This window comes from Pantoea sp. B9002 (genome assembly GCF_013385945.1).
Classification (GTDB): domain Bacteria; phylum Pseudomonadota; class Gammaproteobacteria; order Enterobacterales; family Enterobacteriaceae; genus Pantoea.
Genome location: NZ_JACAPA010000059.1, coordinates 56,655 through 73,291, shown reverse-complemented (window position 1 = coordinate 73,291; position 16,637 = coordinate 56,655). Strand labels below are relative to the sequence as shown.

General features: G+C 57.3%; 11 protein-coding genes. 9 read left to right on the top strand and 2 right to left on the bottom strand.

The window, feature by feature from the left end; translation table 11 throughout:
• Positions 1-42 precede the first annotated feature (42 nt).
• Complete coding sequence (garD, locus tag HX773_RS23615) at positions 43-1,602, bottom strand: galactarate dehydratase (RefSeq protein WP_176973552.1); 1,560 nt, start codon at positions 1,600-1,602, stop codon at positions 43-45.
• Between the two features lie 509 nt (positions 1,603-2,111).
• On the opposite strand from garD, the gene HX773_RS23610 reads away from it, so the two are divergent.
• The 6 genes from HX773_RS23610 (at position 2,112) to HX773_RS23585 (ending at position 9,104) form a co-directional block, all read left to right on the top strand.
• Positions 2,112-3,458 (top strand): MFS transporter, encoded by a 1,347-nt coding sequence (locus HX773_RS23610; RefSeq protein ID WP_008101389.1) that lies wholly within the window; start codon positions 2,112-2,114, stop codon positions 3,456-3,458.
• Positions 3,459-3,467: 9 nt separating this feature from the next.
• The gene (locus HX773_RS23605) at positions 3,468-4,808 is read left to right on the top strand and encodes an enolase C-terminal domain-like protein (RefSeq protein WP_176973551.1); all 1,341 of its coding nucleotides are present in this window, start codon (positions 3,468-3,470) and stop codon (positions 4,806-4,808) included.
• A 16-nt stretch (positions 4,809-4,824) separates the two neighbouring features.
• Complete coding sequence (gene gudD / locus HX773_RS23600) at positions 4,825-6,156, top strand: glucarate dehydratase (protein ID WP_110868303.1); 1,332 nt, start codon at positions 4,825-4,827, stop codon at positions 6,154-6,156.
• A gap of 52 nt (positions 6,157-6,208) precedes the next feature.
• Positions 6,209-6,976: a 2-dehydro-3-deoxyglucarate aldolase gene (garL, locus tag HX773_RS23595; protein WP_061719917.1), complete on the top strand. Its 768-nt coding sequence runs from the start codon at positions 6,209-6,211 to the stop codon at positions 6,974-6,976.
• Positions 6,977-6,995: 19 nt separating this feature from the next.
• Positions 6,996-7,880 (top strand): 2-hydroxy-3-oxopropionate reductase, encoded by an 885-nt coding sequence (gene garR, locus HX773_RS23590; RefSeq protein ID WP_064738030.1) that lies wholly within the window; start codon positions 6,996-6,998, stop codon positions 7,878-7,880.
• 84 nt (positions 7,881-7,964) lie between these two features.
• The gene (locus tag HX773_RS23585; RefSeq protein WP_176973550.1) at positions 7,965-9,104 is read left to right on the top strand and encodes a glycerate kinase; all 1,140 of its coding nucleotides are present in this window, start codon (positions 7,965-7,967) and stop codon (positions 9,102-9,104) included.
• Positions 9,105-9,199: 95 nt separating this feature from the next.
• Here HX773_RS23585 and barA read toward each other — a convergent pair whose 3' ends face one another.
• On the bottom strand, positions 9,200-11,929 hold the full coding sequence (barA, locus tag HX773_RS23580) for a two-component sensor histidine kinase BarA (protein ID WP_176973549.1): 2,730 nt from the start codon (positions 11,927-11,929) through the stop codon (positions 9,200-9,202).
• 90 nt (positions 11,930-12,019) lie between these two features.
• On the opposite strand from barA, the gene rlmD reads away from it, so the two are divergent.
• From rlmD to mazG, 3 genes are all read left to right on the top strand, one after another.
• Entirely contained in the window at positions 12,020-13,336 is a 1,317-nt protein-coding gene (rlmD, locus tag HX773_RS23575) for a 23S rRNA (uracil(1939)-C(5))-methyltransferase RlmD (RefSeq protein WP_176973548.1), read from the top strand.
• A 32-nt stretch (positions 13,337-13,368) separates the two neighbouring features.
• Entirely contained in the window at positions 13,369-15,600 is a 2,232-nt protein-coding gene (gene relA / locus HX773_RS23570) for a GTP diphosphokinase (protein ID WP_176973547.1), read from the top strand.
• A 111-nt stretch (positions 15,601-15,711) separates the two neighbouring features.
• A complete protein-coding gene (gene mazG / locus HX773_RS23565) occupies positions 15,712-16,503 on the top strand; it encodes a nucleoside triphosphate pyrophosphohydrolase (RefSeq protein ID WP_176973546.1) in 792 nt (263 codons plus the stop codon).
• The last annotated feature ends 134 nt before the right edge of the window (positions 16,504-16,637 follow it).

Below are 16,637 nucleotides of genomic sequence, written 5' to 3'. Positions count from 1 at the left end.
TACAGAAGCGTTGTAGGGTTGGCATTCATGCCAACCTGGTCATCACGTTACCGGCGCCGGATTAAACACCGCCAGCTGATTACGAATCCCCCAACGATCCGACCACGTCTGCTTGCGCCCGCTGGCAATATCCAGAATCAACTCAAACAGTCGCCATCCAACCTGTTCAATACTCTCTTCACCCGTGGCGATGGTCCCGGCATTAATATCCATCAAATCATGCCAGCGTTCAGCCAGCGCATTGCGCGTTGCCATCTTGATCACCGGAATGGCCGCCAAACCGTAAGGCGTGCCGCGTCCGGTGGTGAACACCTGCAAGGTAATGCCTGATGCCATCTGCTGCGTGCCACACACGAAATCGCTGGCTGGCGTGGCCGCGTAAATCAGCCCGCGTTTGGTGGGACGTTGTCCTGGCGACAACACTTCAACGATCGGGCTGCGACCTGACTTCGCAATCGAGCCCAGCGCTTTCTCCACCACATTCGCCAACCCGCCTTTTTTATTGCCCGGCGAAGGATTGGCGCTGCGATCGGTTTGGCCCTGGCTGAGGTAATCGTCATACCACGCCATCTCTTCCAGCAGCCGTTTGCCGACCTCTTCATCCACTACGCGCGGCGTCAGCAGATGGATAGCATCACGCACTTCGGTCACTTCCGAGAACATCACCGTTGCGCCGCAGCGCACCAGCAAATCAGAAGCAAATCCCACCGCGGGGTTCGCCGTTACGCCCGAGAAGGCGTCGCTGCCGCCGCACTGCGTGCCGATCACCAGCTCTGATGCCGGACAGGTTTCGCGCTGACGTTGATTGAGCTTTTTCAGATGGCGTTCGGCGACCTGCAGGATTTCATCCACCATCGCGCCGAAGCCCACCAGTCGCTCATCCTGCAACCGCACAATGTCATTGTCATCCAACGAAATTGCCTGCACGTCCGGTGTGCCGGTCAGCAGTCGTTCCGGCTGTAACTTCTCGCAGCCGAGGCTGACGATCATCACTTCGCCACCGAAATTAGGATTCAGTGCCAGGTTATGAATGGTGCGAATCGGCACCACCGCGGCGGGTGCATTGATTGCCACGCCGCAGCCATACAGATGATTCAGCGCCACCACGCCATCAACATTGGCATAGCGCGGCAGCAGATCACGCTCGATGATCTGCACCACATAATCCACCACGCCCGCTACGCAGTGAACGCTGGTGGTGATGCCGAGCAGGTTACGCGTGCCCACGCTGCCATCCGTGTTGCGATAGCCTTCGAAGGTATAACCTTCCAGCGGCGGCAGCGCAGGCGGCACATTGTTTGCCAGTGGCAAACTGTTGAGTGGCGGCGCTTCGGGCAGCGCCACCAGTGATTCTTCAATCCAGCTACCTTGTGGGATGGGACGCAGCGCGTAGCCAATCACTTCACCGTAGCGCAGGATCGCGCCCGCTTGCGGGATGTCGCTCAGCGCGACTTTATGTCCCTGCGGCACATGCTCAGTCAGTTGCAGTCCGTCGTCGAAACGGGTGCCGGACGGTAATCCCTGATTGTTGACCACGATCGCCACGTTATCGGCATCGTGCACTTTGATATAGAGCGGTTTTTCTGTCAGAGGACGGTTCATTGCTCACCTTCCAGTTCGTCGCACTGTACGTAGCAGCGCGGTTTAAAATACGTCCATCACGTCATCGTTTTTTGCCAGCCTCAGTATATGCAGGGGTATTTGCCGTATGCATTGTGCAACTGACTGGCTTTAAGGAGATTTATCAGGGGAATTTGGTTCGTTTATCCAAACACAAGTGAAGGGACTCACAAACTGTCGTTGACCTGTACGTTAACCAGGCAAAATCGGGAGGCAAAAAAGCGTTCCGTGAGCCACGCCGCAGCGTTATGTGCAGATGCCATAAAATCATTCTCATTCGCCCTTAATCCTCATGCGTTCTTCCAGTGTTTCGCCGCCAGGCTGTTCCTATACTGATTCTCGTTCTTCAACGTTAGGTTATTCGTCACGACGCATCATCGTATTGCCAAATATAAAAATCGCCGTGTTTAACCCGACATCATTCTGATACCCAACGCGATGTGTATGCAGTCAGAGTGGATGTAGCGTTCGCTATATTTCAGGAGTGCATCATGAATAGTTTCAGCCAGACAGCGGAAGCGGTGCAAAAGCGCACCAATGCCCGTTACTGGATTGTGGTGATGTTATTTATCGTCACCTCGTTCAACTACGGTGACCGCGCAACCATTTCGATTGCCGGTTCGGCGATGTCCAAAGATATCGGCCTCGATTCGGTCGGCCTGGGCTACATCTTCTCTGCCTTCTCATGGGCTTACGTTATTGGGCAGATTCCGGGCGGCTGGCTGCTCGACCGCTTCGGCTCAAAACGCGTCTACTTCTGGAGCATCTTCCTCTGGTCGCTGTTCACCTTGCTGCAGGGCTTCGTCGATCTGTTCAGCGGCTTCGGCATTATCATTTCGCTGTTCCTGTTGCGCTTCCTGGTCGGCCTGGCTGAAGCGCCATCCTTCCCCGGCAACAGCCGCATTGTTGCGGCCTGGTTCCCGGCGCAGGAGCGCGGCACCGCAGTCGCGATCTTTAACTCGGCGCAATACTTCGCCACGGTGATCTTCGCGCCGATCATGGGTTGGCTGGTCTCCGAAGTGGGCTGGGCGCACGTGTTCTGGTTCATGGGTGGATTGGGCATCATCCTCAGCTTTATCTGGCTGAAAGTGATCCACGATCCCACCGATCATCCGGGCGTTAACAAAGCCGAGCTGGAGTACATGGAGCAGGGCGGCGCGCTGATCAACATGGACGTCAAAAAGGATGACCGCAAAGTGAGCTGGAGCGAGAAGTGGTTCCAGATCAAACAGCTGCTGACTTCACGCATGATGCTGGGCATCTATCTCGGCCAATACTGCGTCAACGCCTTAACCTACTTCTTTATTACCTGGTTCCCAGTGTATCTGGTGCAAGCGCGCGGCATGTCGATTCTGAAGGCCGGCTTTATTGCCTCGATTCCCGCGGTGTGCGGCTTCCTCGGCGGCGTATTGGGCGGTGTAATTTCTGATTACCTGATGCGTAAAACCGGTTCGCTGAACATCGCGCGTAAAACGCCGATTGTGCTCGGCATGCTGCTCTCCATTTCGATGGTGATGTGTAATTACACCGACACCGAATGGGTTGTGGTGTTCTTTATGGCGCTGGCGTTCTTCGGCAAAGGCATTGGTGCGCTGGGTTGGGCGGTGATGGCAGATACCGCACCGAAAGAGATCAGCGGTTTGAGCGGCGGGTTGTTCAACATGTTCGGTAACTTCTCCGGCATCGTGACGCCAATTGCCATCGGTTACATCATCGCCACCAGCGGATCTTTCGAAGGCGCGCTGATTTATGTCGGTATCCATGCCTTTGTCGCCGCATTTAGCTTCCTGGTGATTGCCGGCGATATCAAACGCGTCGAACTGAAAACCAGGCCATAAGGACGGAATATGACTACGCAAAGCACGCCGGTCATCACCGAAATGCAGGTGATTCCGGTTGCCGGTTACGACAGCATGCTGCTCAACATCGGTGGCGCGCACAGCGCCTGCTTCACCCGCAATATCGTGGTGCTCACTGACAGCGCGGGACATACCGGCGTTGGTGAAGCCCCGGGCGGTGAAACCATCTATCAAACGCTGGTTGAGGCGATTCCGCAGGTGAAAGGTCAGCAGGTTGCCCGCATGAATCGTCTGGTGCAGCAGGTGCATAAAGGCAATCAGTCGGCGGATTTCGATACCTTCGGCAAAGGCGCGTGGACCTTCGAGCTGCGCGTCAATGCGGTGGCCGCGCTGGAAGCCGCGCTGCTCGATCTGCTCGGCCAATGCCTCGGCGTGCCGGTGGCGGAACTGCTCGGTCCGGGCCAGCAGCGCGATGAAGTCACGGTGCTCGGCTATCTGTTCTATCTCGGCGATCGTCGCAAAACCGATTTGCCCTATCTGACCGGCGAAAATGCCAGCCACGATTGGTATCACCTGCGCCATCAGGAGGCGCTGACGCCGGAATCCGTGGTACGGCTGGCGGAAGCGGCGCAGGACAAATACGGCTTCAAAGATTTCAAACTCAAAGGCGGCGTGCTGCCTGGCGAGCAGGAGATTGAGTCGGCAGCGGCGCTGAAAAAACGCTTCCCCGATGCGCGCATCACCGTCGATCCCAACGGTGCCTGGACGCTCGATGAAGCCATTCGCTTGTGTAAAGGCATGGGCGATGTGCTGACCTATGCCGAAGATCCGTGCGGTGCCGAGCAGGGCTATTCCGGTCGCGAAGTGATGGCCGAATTCCGCCGCGCGACGGGTTTGCCGGTCGCCACCAACATGATCGCCACCAACTGGCGTGAGATGAACCACGCGGTAATGCTCAATTCCGTCGATATCCCGCTGGCCGATCCGCACTTCTGGACGCTGAGCGGCGCGGTGCGCGTGGCGCAGCTGTGCGACGACTGGGGTCTGACGTGGGGCTGTCATTCCAACAACCACTTCGACATTTCGCTGGCGATGTTCACCCACGTAGGTGCAGCTGCACCGGGTAAACCGACCGCCATTGATACGCACTGGATTTGGCAGGAGGGCGATCAGCGCCTGACCAAAGAGCCGCTGCAGATCCGTAACGGCAAAATCGCCGTGCCGGATAAGCCGGGCCTCGGCGTCGAGCTGGATTGGGATCGCCTGCATCAGGCCAACGCTTTGTACAAATCGCTGCCAGCGGGCGCGCGTAATGACGCCACCGCGATGCAGTATCTGGTTCCCAATTGGTCATTCGACCGCAAGCGTCCGGCCTTCGGTCGCGGCTAAGTTTAAGGAGCAGGAAATGAGTCAGACACCGAAAATCACATCGCTGCAGGTCATTCCGGTGGCCGGTCACGACAGCATGTTGCTTAACCTGAGTGGCGCGCATTCGCCGTTTTTCACCCGCAATATCGTCATCATTAAAGACAATGCCGGACATACCGGCGTGGGTGAGATTCCGGGCGGCGAGAAGATTCGTCAGACGCTGGAAGATGCGGCGGCGCTGGTGGTGCAGAAAACCGTTGGCGAATACAAGAACATCCTCAATCTGGTGCGCAGCACCTTTGCCGACCGCGATTCCAGCGGGCGCGGCAACCAAACCTTTGATTTGCGTACCACCATTCACGTGGTCACTGGCATCGAAGCGGCGCTGCTCGATCTGCTGGGACAGCATTTAGGCGTGAACGTTGCCTCGCTGCTTGGCGATGGTCAGCAGCGCGACCGGGTAGAAATGCTCGGCTATCTGTTCTATGTCGGCGACCGTAAGAAAACCTCGCTGCCGTATCAGAGCCAGGAAAATGATAAATGCGATTGGTATCGCCTGCGCCACGAAGAAGCGCTGACGCCGGATACGGTGGTGCGCCTGGCGGAAGCAGCGTATGAGAAATATGGTTTTAACGATTTCAAACTGAAAGGCGGCGTGCTGCGCGGTGGCGAAGAGGCCGAAGCGGTGACGGCGCTGGCGAAGCGCTTCCCGCAGGCGCGTGTGACGCTCGATCCTAACGGCGCCTGGTCGCTGAACGAAGCGATTCTGCTCGGTAAGCAGCTAAAAGGCGTGCTGGCCTATGCGGAAGATCCGTGCGGCGCTGAGCAAGGCTATTCCGGTCGCGAAGTGATGGCGGAGTTCCGCCGCGCCACCGGCATGCCGACCGCGACCAACATGATCGCCACCGACTGGCGTCAGATGGGCCACACGCTGTCGCTGCAATCGGTCGATATCCCGCTGGCCGATCCGCACTTCTGGACGATGCAGGGTTCGGTGCGCGTGGCGCAGATGTGTCACGACTTCGGCCTGACGTGGGGCTCGCACTCTAACAACCACTTCGACATCTCGCTGGCGATGTTTACCCACGTTGCCGCCGCCGCACCGGGCGCGATTACCGCTATCGATACCCACTGGATTTGGCAGGAAGGCAATCAGCGCCTGACCAAAGAGCCGTTCCAGATTAAAGGCGGCATGGTGCAGGTGCCGCAAAAACCGGGTCTCGGCGTCGAGCTGGATATGGATCAGGTGATGCAGGCCAACGCGCTGTATCAGAAACACGGTTTGGGCGCGCGCGATGATGCGCAAGCCATGCAGTTCCTCGTACCGAACTGGACCTTTGATAACAAGCGTCCGTGCCTGGTGCGCTAACTTTTCCGGCTCCCCGCGCGGGAGCCTGCTGTGACCGACAGGAGTGAAGACAATGAGCAATGCCTGGCCGAACCCTTTTCGTCGCCGTTTGCTGGCAGGAGAAACCCTGATTGGCAGCTGGTGCGCGCTGGCTAATCCGCTAACCACCGAAGTGCTGGGCCTGGCGGGCTTTGACTGGCTGGTACTGGATGGCGAACACGCGCCAAACGACATCACCACCTTTGTGCCGCAGCTGATGGCGCTGAAGGGCAGCCACAGTGCGCCGGTGGTGCGTCCGCCGTGCAACGAACCGATCATCATCAAGCGCTTGCTGGATATCGGCTTCTACAACTTCCTGGTGCCGTTCGTGGAAACCGAGGAAGAGGCGATTCGCGCGGTCGCATCCACCCGCTATCCACCGGCTGGCATTCGCGGTGTCTCGGTTTCACACCGCAGTAACATGTACGGCACGCTGCCGGACTACAACAGCACCATTAACGACAACATCACGGTGCTGGTGCAGATCGAAACGCAACAGGCGGTGGACAATATCGATGCTATCGCCGCGGTGGATGGCGTTGATGGCATCTTCGTTGGGCCGGGCGATCTCTCGGCAGCGCTCGGCTATCTCGGCCAGCCTGCGCATCCCGAAGTATTGAAAGTGATTAAACACGTATTCGAACGCGCCAAAGCGGCGGGGAAACCGAGCGGCATTCTGGCGCCGGTGGAAGCCGATGCGCGCCGCTATCTGGAGTGGGGCGCCAGCTTTGTGGCGGTAGGCAGCGATCTGGGTGTGTTCCGTAACGCCACGCAGGCGCTGTGTGACAAATTTAAAAAATAACTGACTGAGAGGAAAGGCAATGAAAATTGGATTTATCGGCCTCGGCATCATGGGCAAACCGATGAGTAAAAACCTGGTGAAAGCCGGTTATTCGCTGGTGGTGCGCGACCATAATGTCAGCAACGAAGCAGAGCTGGTGGAGTTGGGCGCTACCGTGGCGAAGACGCCAAAAGAGGTAGCTGAACAGGTGGATGTGTTGATCACCATGGTTCCGAACTCGCCGCAGGTCAAAGAGGTGTGCCTCGGCGCTAACGGCATCATTGAAGGCGCGAAGCCGGGCCTGATTGTTATCGACATGAGTTCCATTGCGCCATTGGCCAGCCGAGAAGTGCATGATGCGCTGGCGGCGAAAGGCATAAAAATGCTCGATGCACCTGTCAGCGGCGGCGAGCCGAAAGCGATTGAGGGCACGCTGTCGGTGATGGTGGGCGGCGATAAAGCGGTGTTTGACCAGTGCTACGACATCATGAAAGCGATGGCGGGTTCGGTGGTACACACCGGCGACATTGGCGCGGGTAACGTCACCAAGCTGGCGAATCAGGTGATCGTGGCGCTCAACATCGCGGCGATGTCAGAAGCGCTGTCGCTAGCGACCAAAGCGGGCGTTAATCCTGAGCTGGTTTATCAGGCGATTCGTGGTGGCCTGGCGGGCAGCACCGTGCTGGATGCCAAAGCGCCGATGGTGCTGGATCGTAATTTCAAACCGGGCTTCCGTATCGATCTGCACATCAAAGATCTGGCGAATGCGCTGGATACCTCGCACGAGATTGGCGCGCATCTGCCGCTGACCGCCGCGGTGATGGAGATGATGCAGGCGCTGAAAGTGGACGGACAGGGCACTTCCGACCATAGCGCGCTGGCCTGCTATTATGAAAAATTAGCGAAAGTTGAGATCACCCGGTAGTGCAATCGTCCGGCGTCTGCGGATGCCGGGCGGCTCGCTGCCTTCGCAGGACGGATGTCCGTCATCAACCGCGCTGGATTGCCTATGAAAATTGTCATCGCACCGGATTCATATAAAGAGAGTTTATCCGCCCTGGAAGTGGCTTCGGCGATTGAAGCGGGATTCCGCGAGATCTTTCCTGAAGCTGACTACGTGAAAATACCGGTTGCCGACGGTGGCGAAGGCACGGTTGAAGCGATGGTGGCGGCAACGCAGGGAAACATTGTCCGGCTGACGGTTACTGGACCGCTCGGCAAGCCAGTGGAGGCGTTCTACGGTTTGTCAGGCGATGAGCGTACCGCGTTTATCGAAATGGCGGCGGCCAGCGGGCTGGAGTTAGTGCCTGCTGCACAGCGCGATCCGCTGATTACCACTTCGTTCGGTACCGGCGAGCTGATCAAAGATGCGCTCGATCGCGGTGTCGATCACATCATCATTGGCATTGGCGGCAGCGCCACCAACGATGGCGGTTCCGGCATGATGCAGGCGCTGGGCGCGCAGCTGCTGGATGAGCACGGCAAGCAAATCGCCTACGGCGGCGGTGCATTGCCGCAGCTGGCGCGCATCGATATCGAACAGCTGGATACGCGTATTAAGCAGTGCCGCTTTGAGGTGGCCTGCGATGTCAGTAATCCGCTCACCGGTGCAAAGGGCGCTTCGGCCATCTTTGGTCCGCAAAAAGGCGCGACGCCGCAGCTGGTGCAGCAACTGGACAAAGCACTGGAACATTACGCCACCCTGATTCATCGCGATCTGGATATTGATGTTTTACACATTGATGGCGGCGGCGCCGCGGGCGGCATGGGCGCGGCGCTGCATGCGTTTTGCCAGGCCGAGTTGCGCAGCGGTATTGAGATTGTTACTGAAGCCTTGGGCCTGGCCGAGCAGGTGAAAGATGCCGATCTGGTGATTACCGGCGAAGGGCGCATTGATAGCCAGAGCATTAACGGCAAGGTGCCGATTGGCGTGGCAAAGGTCGCGAAGCAGTTTGATAAGCCGGTGATTGGCATTGCCGGAAGTTTAACCGCGGATGTCGGCGTGGTGCATCAACACGGGCTGGATGCGGTGTTCAGCGTGCTGTTTAGCATCTGCACGTTGGATGACGCGCTGGCCAACGCGGCGCAGAACGTGCGCCTGACGGCGCGCAATGTGGCGGCGGTGATTAAAGTTGGGAAAGCGTGGTAAGCCTGGTCGCCATGAATGGCGACCCTACAAATGAGCACGCATAATGACGTCGTAGGGTCGGCATTTATGCCGACCTGGTCCATCACCGCACCGCACTAACCCAACGCCAACAACTTCCTCGCTTCTCGCGCCACATTCGCCATCTCATCGCTCAACTCCAGCAGCTCCGGCTCCAGCGCTTCGATATCGCTCTCCTGATGCAAACTCTTCTCCAGCTGCTGACACAGCTGCTTCAGGCGCGGCACGCCGCTGTAGCTGGCGCTGCCGTGCAGCTTGTGAATAATCTCGCGCAATCCCACCACATCATTACTCGCCATGGCACTCTCCACGCGCTCTTCCACTTCGGGCAAGAAATCCAGCAGCATTTGCAGCAAATCGCGGGCTAAATCGGGTTTATTGGCGGCCTGACGCAGTGCTAACGTCCAATCCAGCGACGGTGCCACTTCCGGCTGTTGCGGCTGCGGCGCGACCCGGTTCGGTGCGTAACGCTGCAGCAGCTGGCTCAGTTTGTCCTCGTCAATCGGCTTCGCCAGATAGTCATTCATGCCAGCGTTGATGAGCTGCGCACGTTCGCCATCGAGCGCATGCGCAGTAACGGCAACAATCGGTGTGGTGGCGTGCAGCGGCAGGCTGCGGATGATTTCGCTGGCGCGGATGCCATCGATATCCGGCATCTGAATGTCCATCAGGATCACGTCCAGCTTATGCAGGCGCGCCTGGCGAATCGCCTGCTCGGCGTTATCGCATAGAATGATGTGCTGCACCTGCTCCTCCAGCAGCGCGCCAATCAGTTTCAGGTTGGCGGGATTGTCATCCACCGCCATTACCGTCAGCGGCTGACGTGCGCCGCGCGGCAGCGCATCGCTTTGCCAGTCATGTAAGTCCAGCAGCATCGGCAACAAGCGCGTCAACGAAACCGGCTTGGCGATACAACCGGCGATGCCGCGCGCCCGCAAGTCGTCGGCAAACAGCATCATTTCACTCGGCAGCGCCAGCAGCACCGAATCGGCACGCGCATGCAGACGTTTAATCAACGCATCCGGCAGCGTCGCGGGATGCGGTTCGGTGACCGGCAAACCCATCAGCAGCAGCGGGAAGTGTGTATCGGGCATCTCATCCAGGCTGGAGAAGTGCTGCACCTGCAGCGGCGTGATGCTTAGCATCTCCTGCACCGCTTTCGCCACCGCCGGATGTGGCTCGATATAAGCCAGCGGCGTGGCGCGCAAATCATCCAGCATGCGCGGAATGGCTGGCGCGTTTGGATTGAGATCGAGATGAATATGCACCCAGAAGGTCGAACCCTGATTCGGGCGGCTGTGGAAGGCAATTTCGCCGCCCATTTCGCTCACCAGTTTCTGTGTGATCACTAACCCCAAACCGGTGCCGCCATGACGACGCGTAATGCTGGCATCGGCCTGACGGAACGCCTGGAACAGCTGCGACTGCTGCTGTTCGGAAATACCGATGCCGGTGTCATGCACCTGAATCTCCAGCTCGACGCGCGTGGTGCTGATGCTGCGCAGCTCAACGCGCAGATCGATATGACCGTGCTCGGTAAATTTAATCGCGTTGCCAATCAGGTTGATCATGATCTGCTGCAGGCGCAGCGGATCGCCAATCACATTGTCCGGTACCTGTTTTTCCAGGCACACGGTAATTTCCAGCCCTTTGTCATGGGCGGACGGCGCCAGCAGCACCAGCGTTTCATCCAGCGTGGCGCGCAGCGGGAACGGGATCGACTCCAGCACCAGCTTGCCGGCTTCCAGTTTCGAGAAATCGAGCACGTCATTGATGATGCTCAGCAGGTTATTCGCCGAACGCTCGATAGTGCTCATGTAGTCGCGCTGGTTGGTGCTCAGCCCGGTTTTTAGCATCTGACGGGTAAAGCCAATCACGCCGTTCAGTGGCGTACGCAGCTCATGCGACATGTTGGCGAGGAACTCCGATTTGATACGCGCCGCTTCCTGCGCGCGCTTCTTCGCCAGATCCAACTCCACGTTCTGAATCTCCAGCTGTTCCAGCGTTTCGCGCAGATCGTAAGTCGCCTGATCGATATTCTGCTGCATCTCTTCGTGATAGGCGGTGAGCGACATTGCCATCGCGTTGATGCCGTTTTTCAGAATGCTCAGCTCGCCCAGCATGTAGCCATCCACGCGACTGTCTAGCTGGCCGCGACGAATGCGGTCAACGGTGGTAACCATATTGCGAATCGGGCCGGTGACGTCGCGCATCAGGCGATAGGCAAACAGCATGGCGATGCACAGGCAGAACAGCAGCAGCAGCGTGGCGACAAACACCTCTTTGTACTGCTCGAGCCGCACCGATTGCAGATCTAGCTCGATCGCCACATAACCCAGCGGATTCCCGGCAGGTTTGGCATCTTCGCCCGGCAACTCATCCACCGAATAGCGTTCAGAGATGATCGGCGTGCGCAGAATCATAATCGTGCCTTGCCGCTCCACCGAGACACCATCTTCCAGCGTGGAGATGTCCTCTTTTTGCAGCAGCGCCAGATTCTGATTGTTATTCGAGGTGACGTAGACGTGATTGTTGTTGTCGAAAATGGTGATGGCACGGACAATATTGGAGTGGCGGCGATGTAGCAGGCTCACTAACTCGCGAATCGCATCGCGGTTGTGCCACGTCATGCCGTATTCACTGGAGACCGCCAGCGGTTCGATGATGTTCGCCCCCGCGTCGTGCACCTGATGCTGTAATTCGTTGTAGCGGTGAACCACAAAGAAGGTACTGAGCAGCAGGCCAATCATCAGCGTTGGCGCCAGTATCAAAATCATCATTCGCGCCCGCAGGCTGTATTTGGTCATAATTGTGGCCTGGCGACTCCTGGCATTTTTTCCCTGTGCAAGCGCGGTTAACGGCTGCACACCCAATTTAAGTAGAGATTTCACAATACTATGGCGCAATTTTACTCTGCAAAACAGCGTGTGACGACGAAGGCGCGCATATCCGTCACCATCGAAGACCTCGATCCTTTCGGACAAGGTGTTGCGCGCCATAAAGGCAAGGCGATGTTTGTCAGCGGTGCGCTACCCGGTGAACAGGCGGAAGTGACGGTGTTCGAGGATAAAAGCAAATACGCGCGCGCCAAAGCGAACACGATTCTCAATCCCAGCCCACAGCGGGAAAAACCGCGCTGCGTCCATTTTGGCGTGTGCGGCGGCTGCCAGCAGCAACATGCCTCGGTGGCTTTGCAGCAGGAGAGCAAAGCGCGCGCCTTGAGCCGCATGTTAAGCCGCGAAGCGCCGCTGCCGGTGAAGGTTGATGAGATCATCAGCGGCAGCGCGTGGGGCTATCGTCGTCGGGCGCGTTTAGGGTTGCAGTGGCAGCCAAAACAGCAGCGCCTGCAAATGGGATTCCGCCAGGCCGCCAGCAACGATCTGGTTGAACTGAAGCAATGCCCGGTTTTGGTGCCCGAACTTGAAGCGTTACTGCAGCCGTTGCACCAGTGTCTCAGTGATTTACAGGCGGTTAAACGCTTGGGCCACGTTGAGTTGGTGCTGGCGGATAATGGCCCGCTGATGGTGCTGCGTCATCTTGATGCATTATCTGCCGGCGACCGCGCAAAACTGGAACGCTTTTCGCATGAGCAGCAACTGTCGCTCTATCTGGCTGATGGCAGTGAAAGTTTGCAGGCGCTGAATGCGCGCGAACCTTTTTATCACTCGTTGAATTTGCCGCTATCCTTTAGCCCGCAGAATTTTATTCAGGTCAACGATGGTGTGAATCAGCAGATGGTCGCCAAAGCCATCGCATGGCTGGATTTGCAGCCAGAGGATCGTGTGCTGGATTTGTTCTGTGGCATGGGAAACTTCACTTTGCCGCTAGGAAAATTCGTACAAAATGCTGTAGGTGTGGAGGGCGTTGCAGCATTAGTGCAGCAGGCAGCGTATAATGCTGAGCAGAATAATCTCAAGAATGTTCGCTTTTTCCAGCATAACCTGGAGGAAGATGTATCGCGTCAGCCGTGGGCGACGCAGGGATTTAACAAGGTGTTACTGGATCCAGCGCGTGCTGGGGCCGCGGGCGTGATGGCGCATGTGGTTAAACTTGCACCAGAACGTGTGGTCTATGTTTCCTGTAACCCTACAACGCTGGCGCGTGACAGTCAGACATTGCTGTCAGCGGGCTACCATTTGGAAAGGGTCGCGATGCTGGATATGTTCCCCCATACCAGTCATCTCGAATCCATGGTGCTGTTTAGCAAAGCATAAGCGATGTCCACATCGCTGTGGCAGGAGAGGATATGGTTGCGGTTAGAAGTGCGCATTTAAATACGGCGGGCGAATTTGCCCTCGACCAGTGGATCGCCAGTTTAAGTATCAACAATCCGCAATCCTGTCAGCGACTGGCGGATGCGTGGCGCTACTGTGAAGCCGAAACGCACAACCATCCTGATCAAGCTCTGCTGCTGTGGCGCGGTATTGAGATGGTGGAAATTCTCACCATGCTCAGCATGGACATCGACAGCCTGCGCGCGGCGCTGCTGTTCCCGCTCGCCAACGCCGATGTGGTGAGCGAAGAGGATCTCGAAAAAGCCTTTGGCAAAGAGATTGTGATGTTGGTGCACGGCGTGCGCGACATGGATGCCATTCGCCAGCTGAAAGCGATTCACAACGATTCGATGGCCTCCGAGCAGGTGGATAACGTGCGCCGCATGCTGCTGGCGATGGTGGAAGATTTCCGCTGCGTGGTCATCAAGCTGGCGGAACGTATCGCCCATCTGCGTGAAATGAAAGACGCGCCAGAAGATGAGCGCGTGCTCGCGGCGAAAGAGAGCACCAATATCTACGCGCCGCTGGCCAACCGTCTCGGTATCGGCCAGCTCAAATGGGAGCTGGAAGATTACTGCTTCCGCTATCTGCATCCCGATGAATACAAACGCATCGCTAAGCTGCTGCACGAGCGCCGTATCGATCGCGAAGGCTATATCGAAAGCTTTGTCGCCAACCTGCGCGCCGAGATGCAGAAAGAGGGCGTGCGTGCCGAAGTGTATGGTCGTCCGAAACACATCTACAGCATCTGGCGCAAGATGCAGAAGAAGTCGTTAGCGTTCGATGAGCTGTTTGACGTGCGCGCGGTGCGTATCGTGGCGGAACGTCTGCAGGATTGTTACGGCGCGCTTGGTACGGTGCATACGCTGTTTCGCCATCTGCCGAGTGAGTTTGACGATTACGTTGCCAATCCCAAGCCTAACGGCTATCAATCGATTCATACCGTGGTGCTCGGTCCACAGGGCAAAACGGTGGAAATCCAGATTCGTACGCGCCAGATGCACGAAGATGCCGAACTGGGCGTCGCCGCACACTGGAAGTACAAAGAAGGTCCAACTTCCAGCAATGCGCGCGGCGCGGCGGGACATGAAGGACGCATCGCCTGGCTGCGTAAGCTGATTACCTGGCAGGAAGAGATGGCCGATTCCGGCGAGATGCTGGAAGAGGTGCGCAGCCAGGTGTTTGACGACCGCGTGTATGTGTTTACCCCGAAAGGTGACGTGGTCGATCTGCCGGCGGGTTCAACGCCGCTCGACTTCGCCTACCACATTCACAGCGATATCGGTCACCGCTGCATTGGCGCCAAAATCAGCGGGCGCATCGTGCCGTTTACCTATCAGTTGCAGATGGGCGATCAGATTGAAGTGATCACCCAGAAGCAGCCAAACCCAAGCCGCGACTGGCTGAACCCGAATCTCGGCTATATCACCACCAGCCGTGGACGCTCGAAAATTCACGCCTGGTTCCGCAAACAGGATCGTGACAAAAATATCATTGCTGGCCGTCAGATCCTCGAAAGCGAGCTGAATCAGATGGATATCAGCATGCGCGAAGCGGAAAAACTGCTGCTGCCGCGCTATAACGTCAGTTCGCAGGATGAGCTGCTGGCGATGATTGGCGGCGGTGATATTCGCCTCAATCAGATGGTGAATTTCCTGCAGGGCAAGCTCAATAAGCCGAGCGCCGAAGAGGAAGATCGCGAGGCGCTGCGCCTGCTGACGCAGAAGTCACATGCACCGTCAGCGCGCAAAGAGAGCGGTCGCGTGGTGGTGGAAGGCGTGGGTAATCTGCTGCACCACATCGCCCGCTGCTGCCAGCCGATTCCTGGCGACGATATTGTGGGCTTTATCACTCAGGGGCGCGGCATCTCGATTCACCGCGCCGACTGCGACCAGTTAACCGAACTGATTTCGCACGCACCGGAACGTATCGTTGATGCGGTGTGGGGTGAGGATTACTCCAGCGGTTACTCGCTGGTGGTGCGCGTCACCGCCAACGATCGTAGCGGCCTGCTGCGCGATATCACTACTATTCTGGCTAACGAGAAGGTCAATGTGCTCGGCGTCTCCAGCCGCAGCGACACCAAAAAACAGCTGGCGACCATTGATATGGATATTGAGATCTATAACCAGCAAGTGCTTGGCCGCGTGCTGGCGCGCCTTAATCAGGTGCCGGATATTATCGACGCGCGCCGTTTGCACTGATTTAGAGCCGTTTGTCCCCCATCCCGACCTTCCCCCGCTCGCGGGGGAAGGAGACGCTGCCGTATGCGACATCGGCGCAGCTCTCCCTAAATTTTCCCAAAGGATCCTCTCATGACGCCCTTAAACCGCCTGCTCACCATCATGCAAACCTTGCGCGACCCGGAGCGCGGCTGCCCGTGGGATCGTCAGCAAACCTTCGCTTCGATCGCGCCCTACACGCTGGAAGAAACCTACGAAGTGATCGATGCCATTCAGCGTGAAGATTTTGCCGATCTGCGCGGTGAACTTGGCGATCTGCTGTTTCAGGTGGTGTTCTACGCACAGATGGCCGATGAGCAGCAGCGCTTTAATTTCGATGACATCTGCAACGCCATCAGCGACAAACTTGAGCGCCGTCATCCGCACATTTTTGGCGATGTTCAGGCTGCAACCAGCGAAGAAGTGCTGAAAAACTGGGAAGCCATCAAGCACAGCGAGCGCGCAGAAAAATCGCAGCACTCCGCGCTGGACGACATCCCTAAAGCGCTGCCGGCATTAATGCGCGCGCACAAAATTCAGAAGCGTTGCAGCACGGTGGGCTTCGACTGGAATAATATTGGCCCGGTGCTGGATAAAGTGCATGAAGAGATCGATGAAGTGATGCACGAAGCGCAGCAAGCGGTGGTGGATAATGACAAGCTGGAAGAGGAAATCGGTGATTTGCTGTTCGCGACTGTCAATTTGTCGCGCCATTTAGGCAGCAAAGCGGAAGTCGCGTTGCAGAAAGCCAACGATAAATTTGAGCGCCGCTTCCGCGAAGTTGAAGCCATCATCGCCTCGCAAGGGTTAGCCATGAGCGATGCTACCTTGGATCAAATGGAAGCCGCCTGGCAGCAGGTGAAAGTGAACGAGAACAAACAGTAAGCGAATCTGGCGATTATTCCAGCGCTGCGCATAAATTCGCCGCTTGAGCTTACTCGATTCAGCCTTGCGGCGACTTTGTGACGTACATCAACATTTCGCACCATGCTATCCGCTATGTTACCGGCTTACCTGTG

Bases quoted from the DNA above. Each gene is read 5' to 3' on its own strand.
- garD (WP_176973552.1), bottom strand. From the start codon at position 1,602: ATGAACCGTCCTCTGACAGAAAAACCGCTCTATATCAAAGTGCACGAT.
- relA (WP_176973547.1), top strand. From the start codon at position 13,369: ATGGTTGCGGTTAGAAGTGCGCATTTAAATACGGCGGGCGAATTTGCC.
- HX773_RS23605 (WP_176973551.1), top strand. From the start codon at position 3,468: ATGACTACGCAAAGCACGCCGGTCATCACCGAAATGCAGGTGATTCCG.
- barA (WP_176973549.1), bottom strand. From the start codon at position 11,929: ATGACCAAATACAGCCTGCGGGCGCGAATGATGATTTTGATACTGGCG.
- gudD (WP_110868303.1), top strand. From the start codon at position 4,825: ATGAGTCAGACACCGAAAATCACATCGCTGCAGGTCATTCCGGTGGCC.
- rlmD (WP_176973548.1), top strand. From the start codon at position 12,020: ATGGCGCAATTTTACTCTGCAAAACAGCGTGTGACGACGAAGGCGCGC.
- garL (WP_061719917.1), top strand. From the start codon at position 6,209: ATGAGCAATGCCTGGCCGAACCCTTTTCGTCGCCGTTTGCTGGCAGGA.
- garR (WP_064738030.1), top strand. From the start codon at position 6,996: ATGAAAATTGGATTTATCGGCCTCGGCATCATGGGCAAACCGATGAGT.
- HX773_RS23610 (WP_008101389.1), top strand. From the start codon at position 2,112: ATGAATAGTTTCAGCCAGACAGCGGAAGCGGTGCAAAAGCGCACCAAT.
- HX773_RS23585 (WP_176973550.1), top strand. From the start codon at position 7,965: ATGAAAATTGTCATCGCACCGGATTCATATAAAGAGAGTTTATCCGCC.
- mazG (WP_176973546.1), top strand. From the start codon at position 15,712: ATGACGCCCTTAAACCGCCTGCTCACCATCATGCAAACCTTGCGCGAC.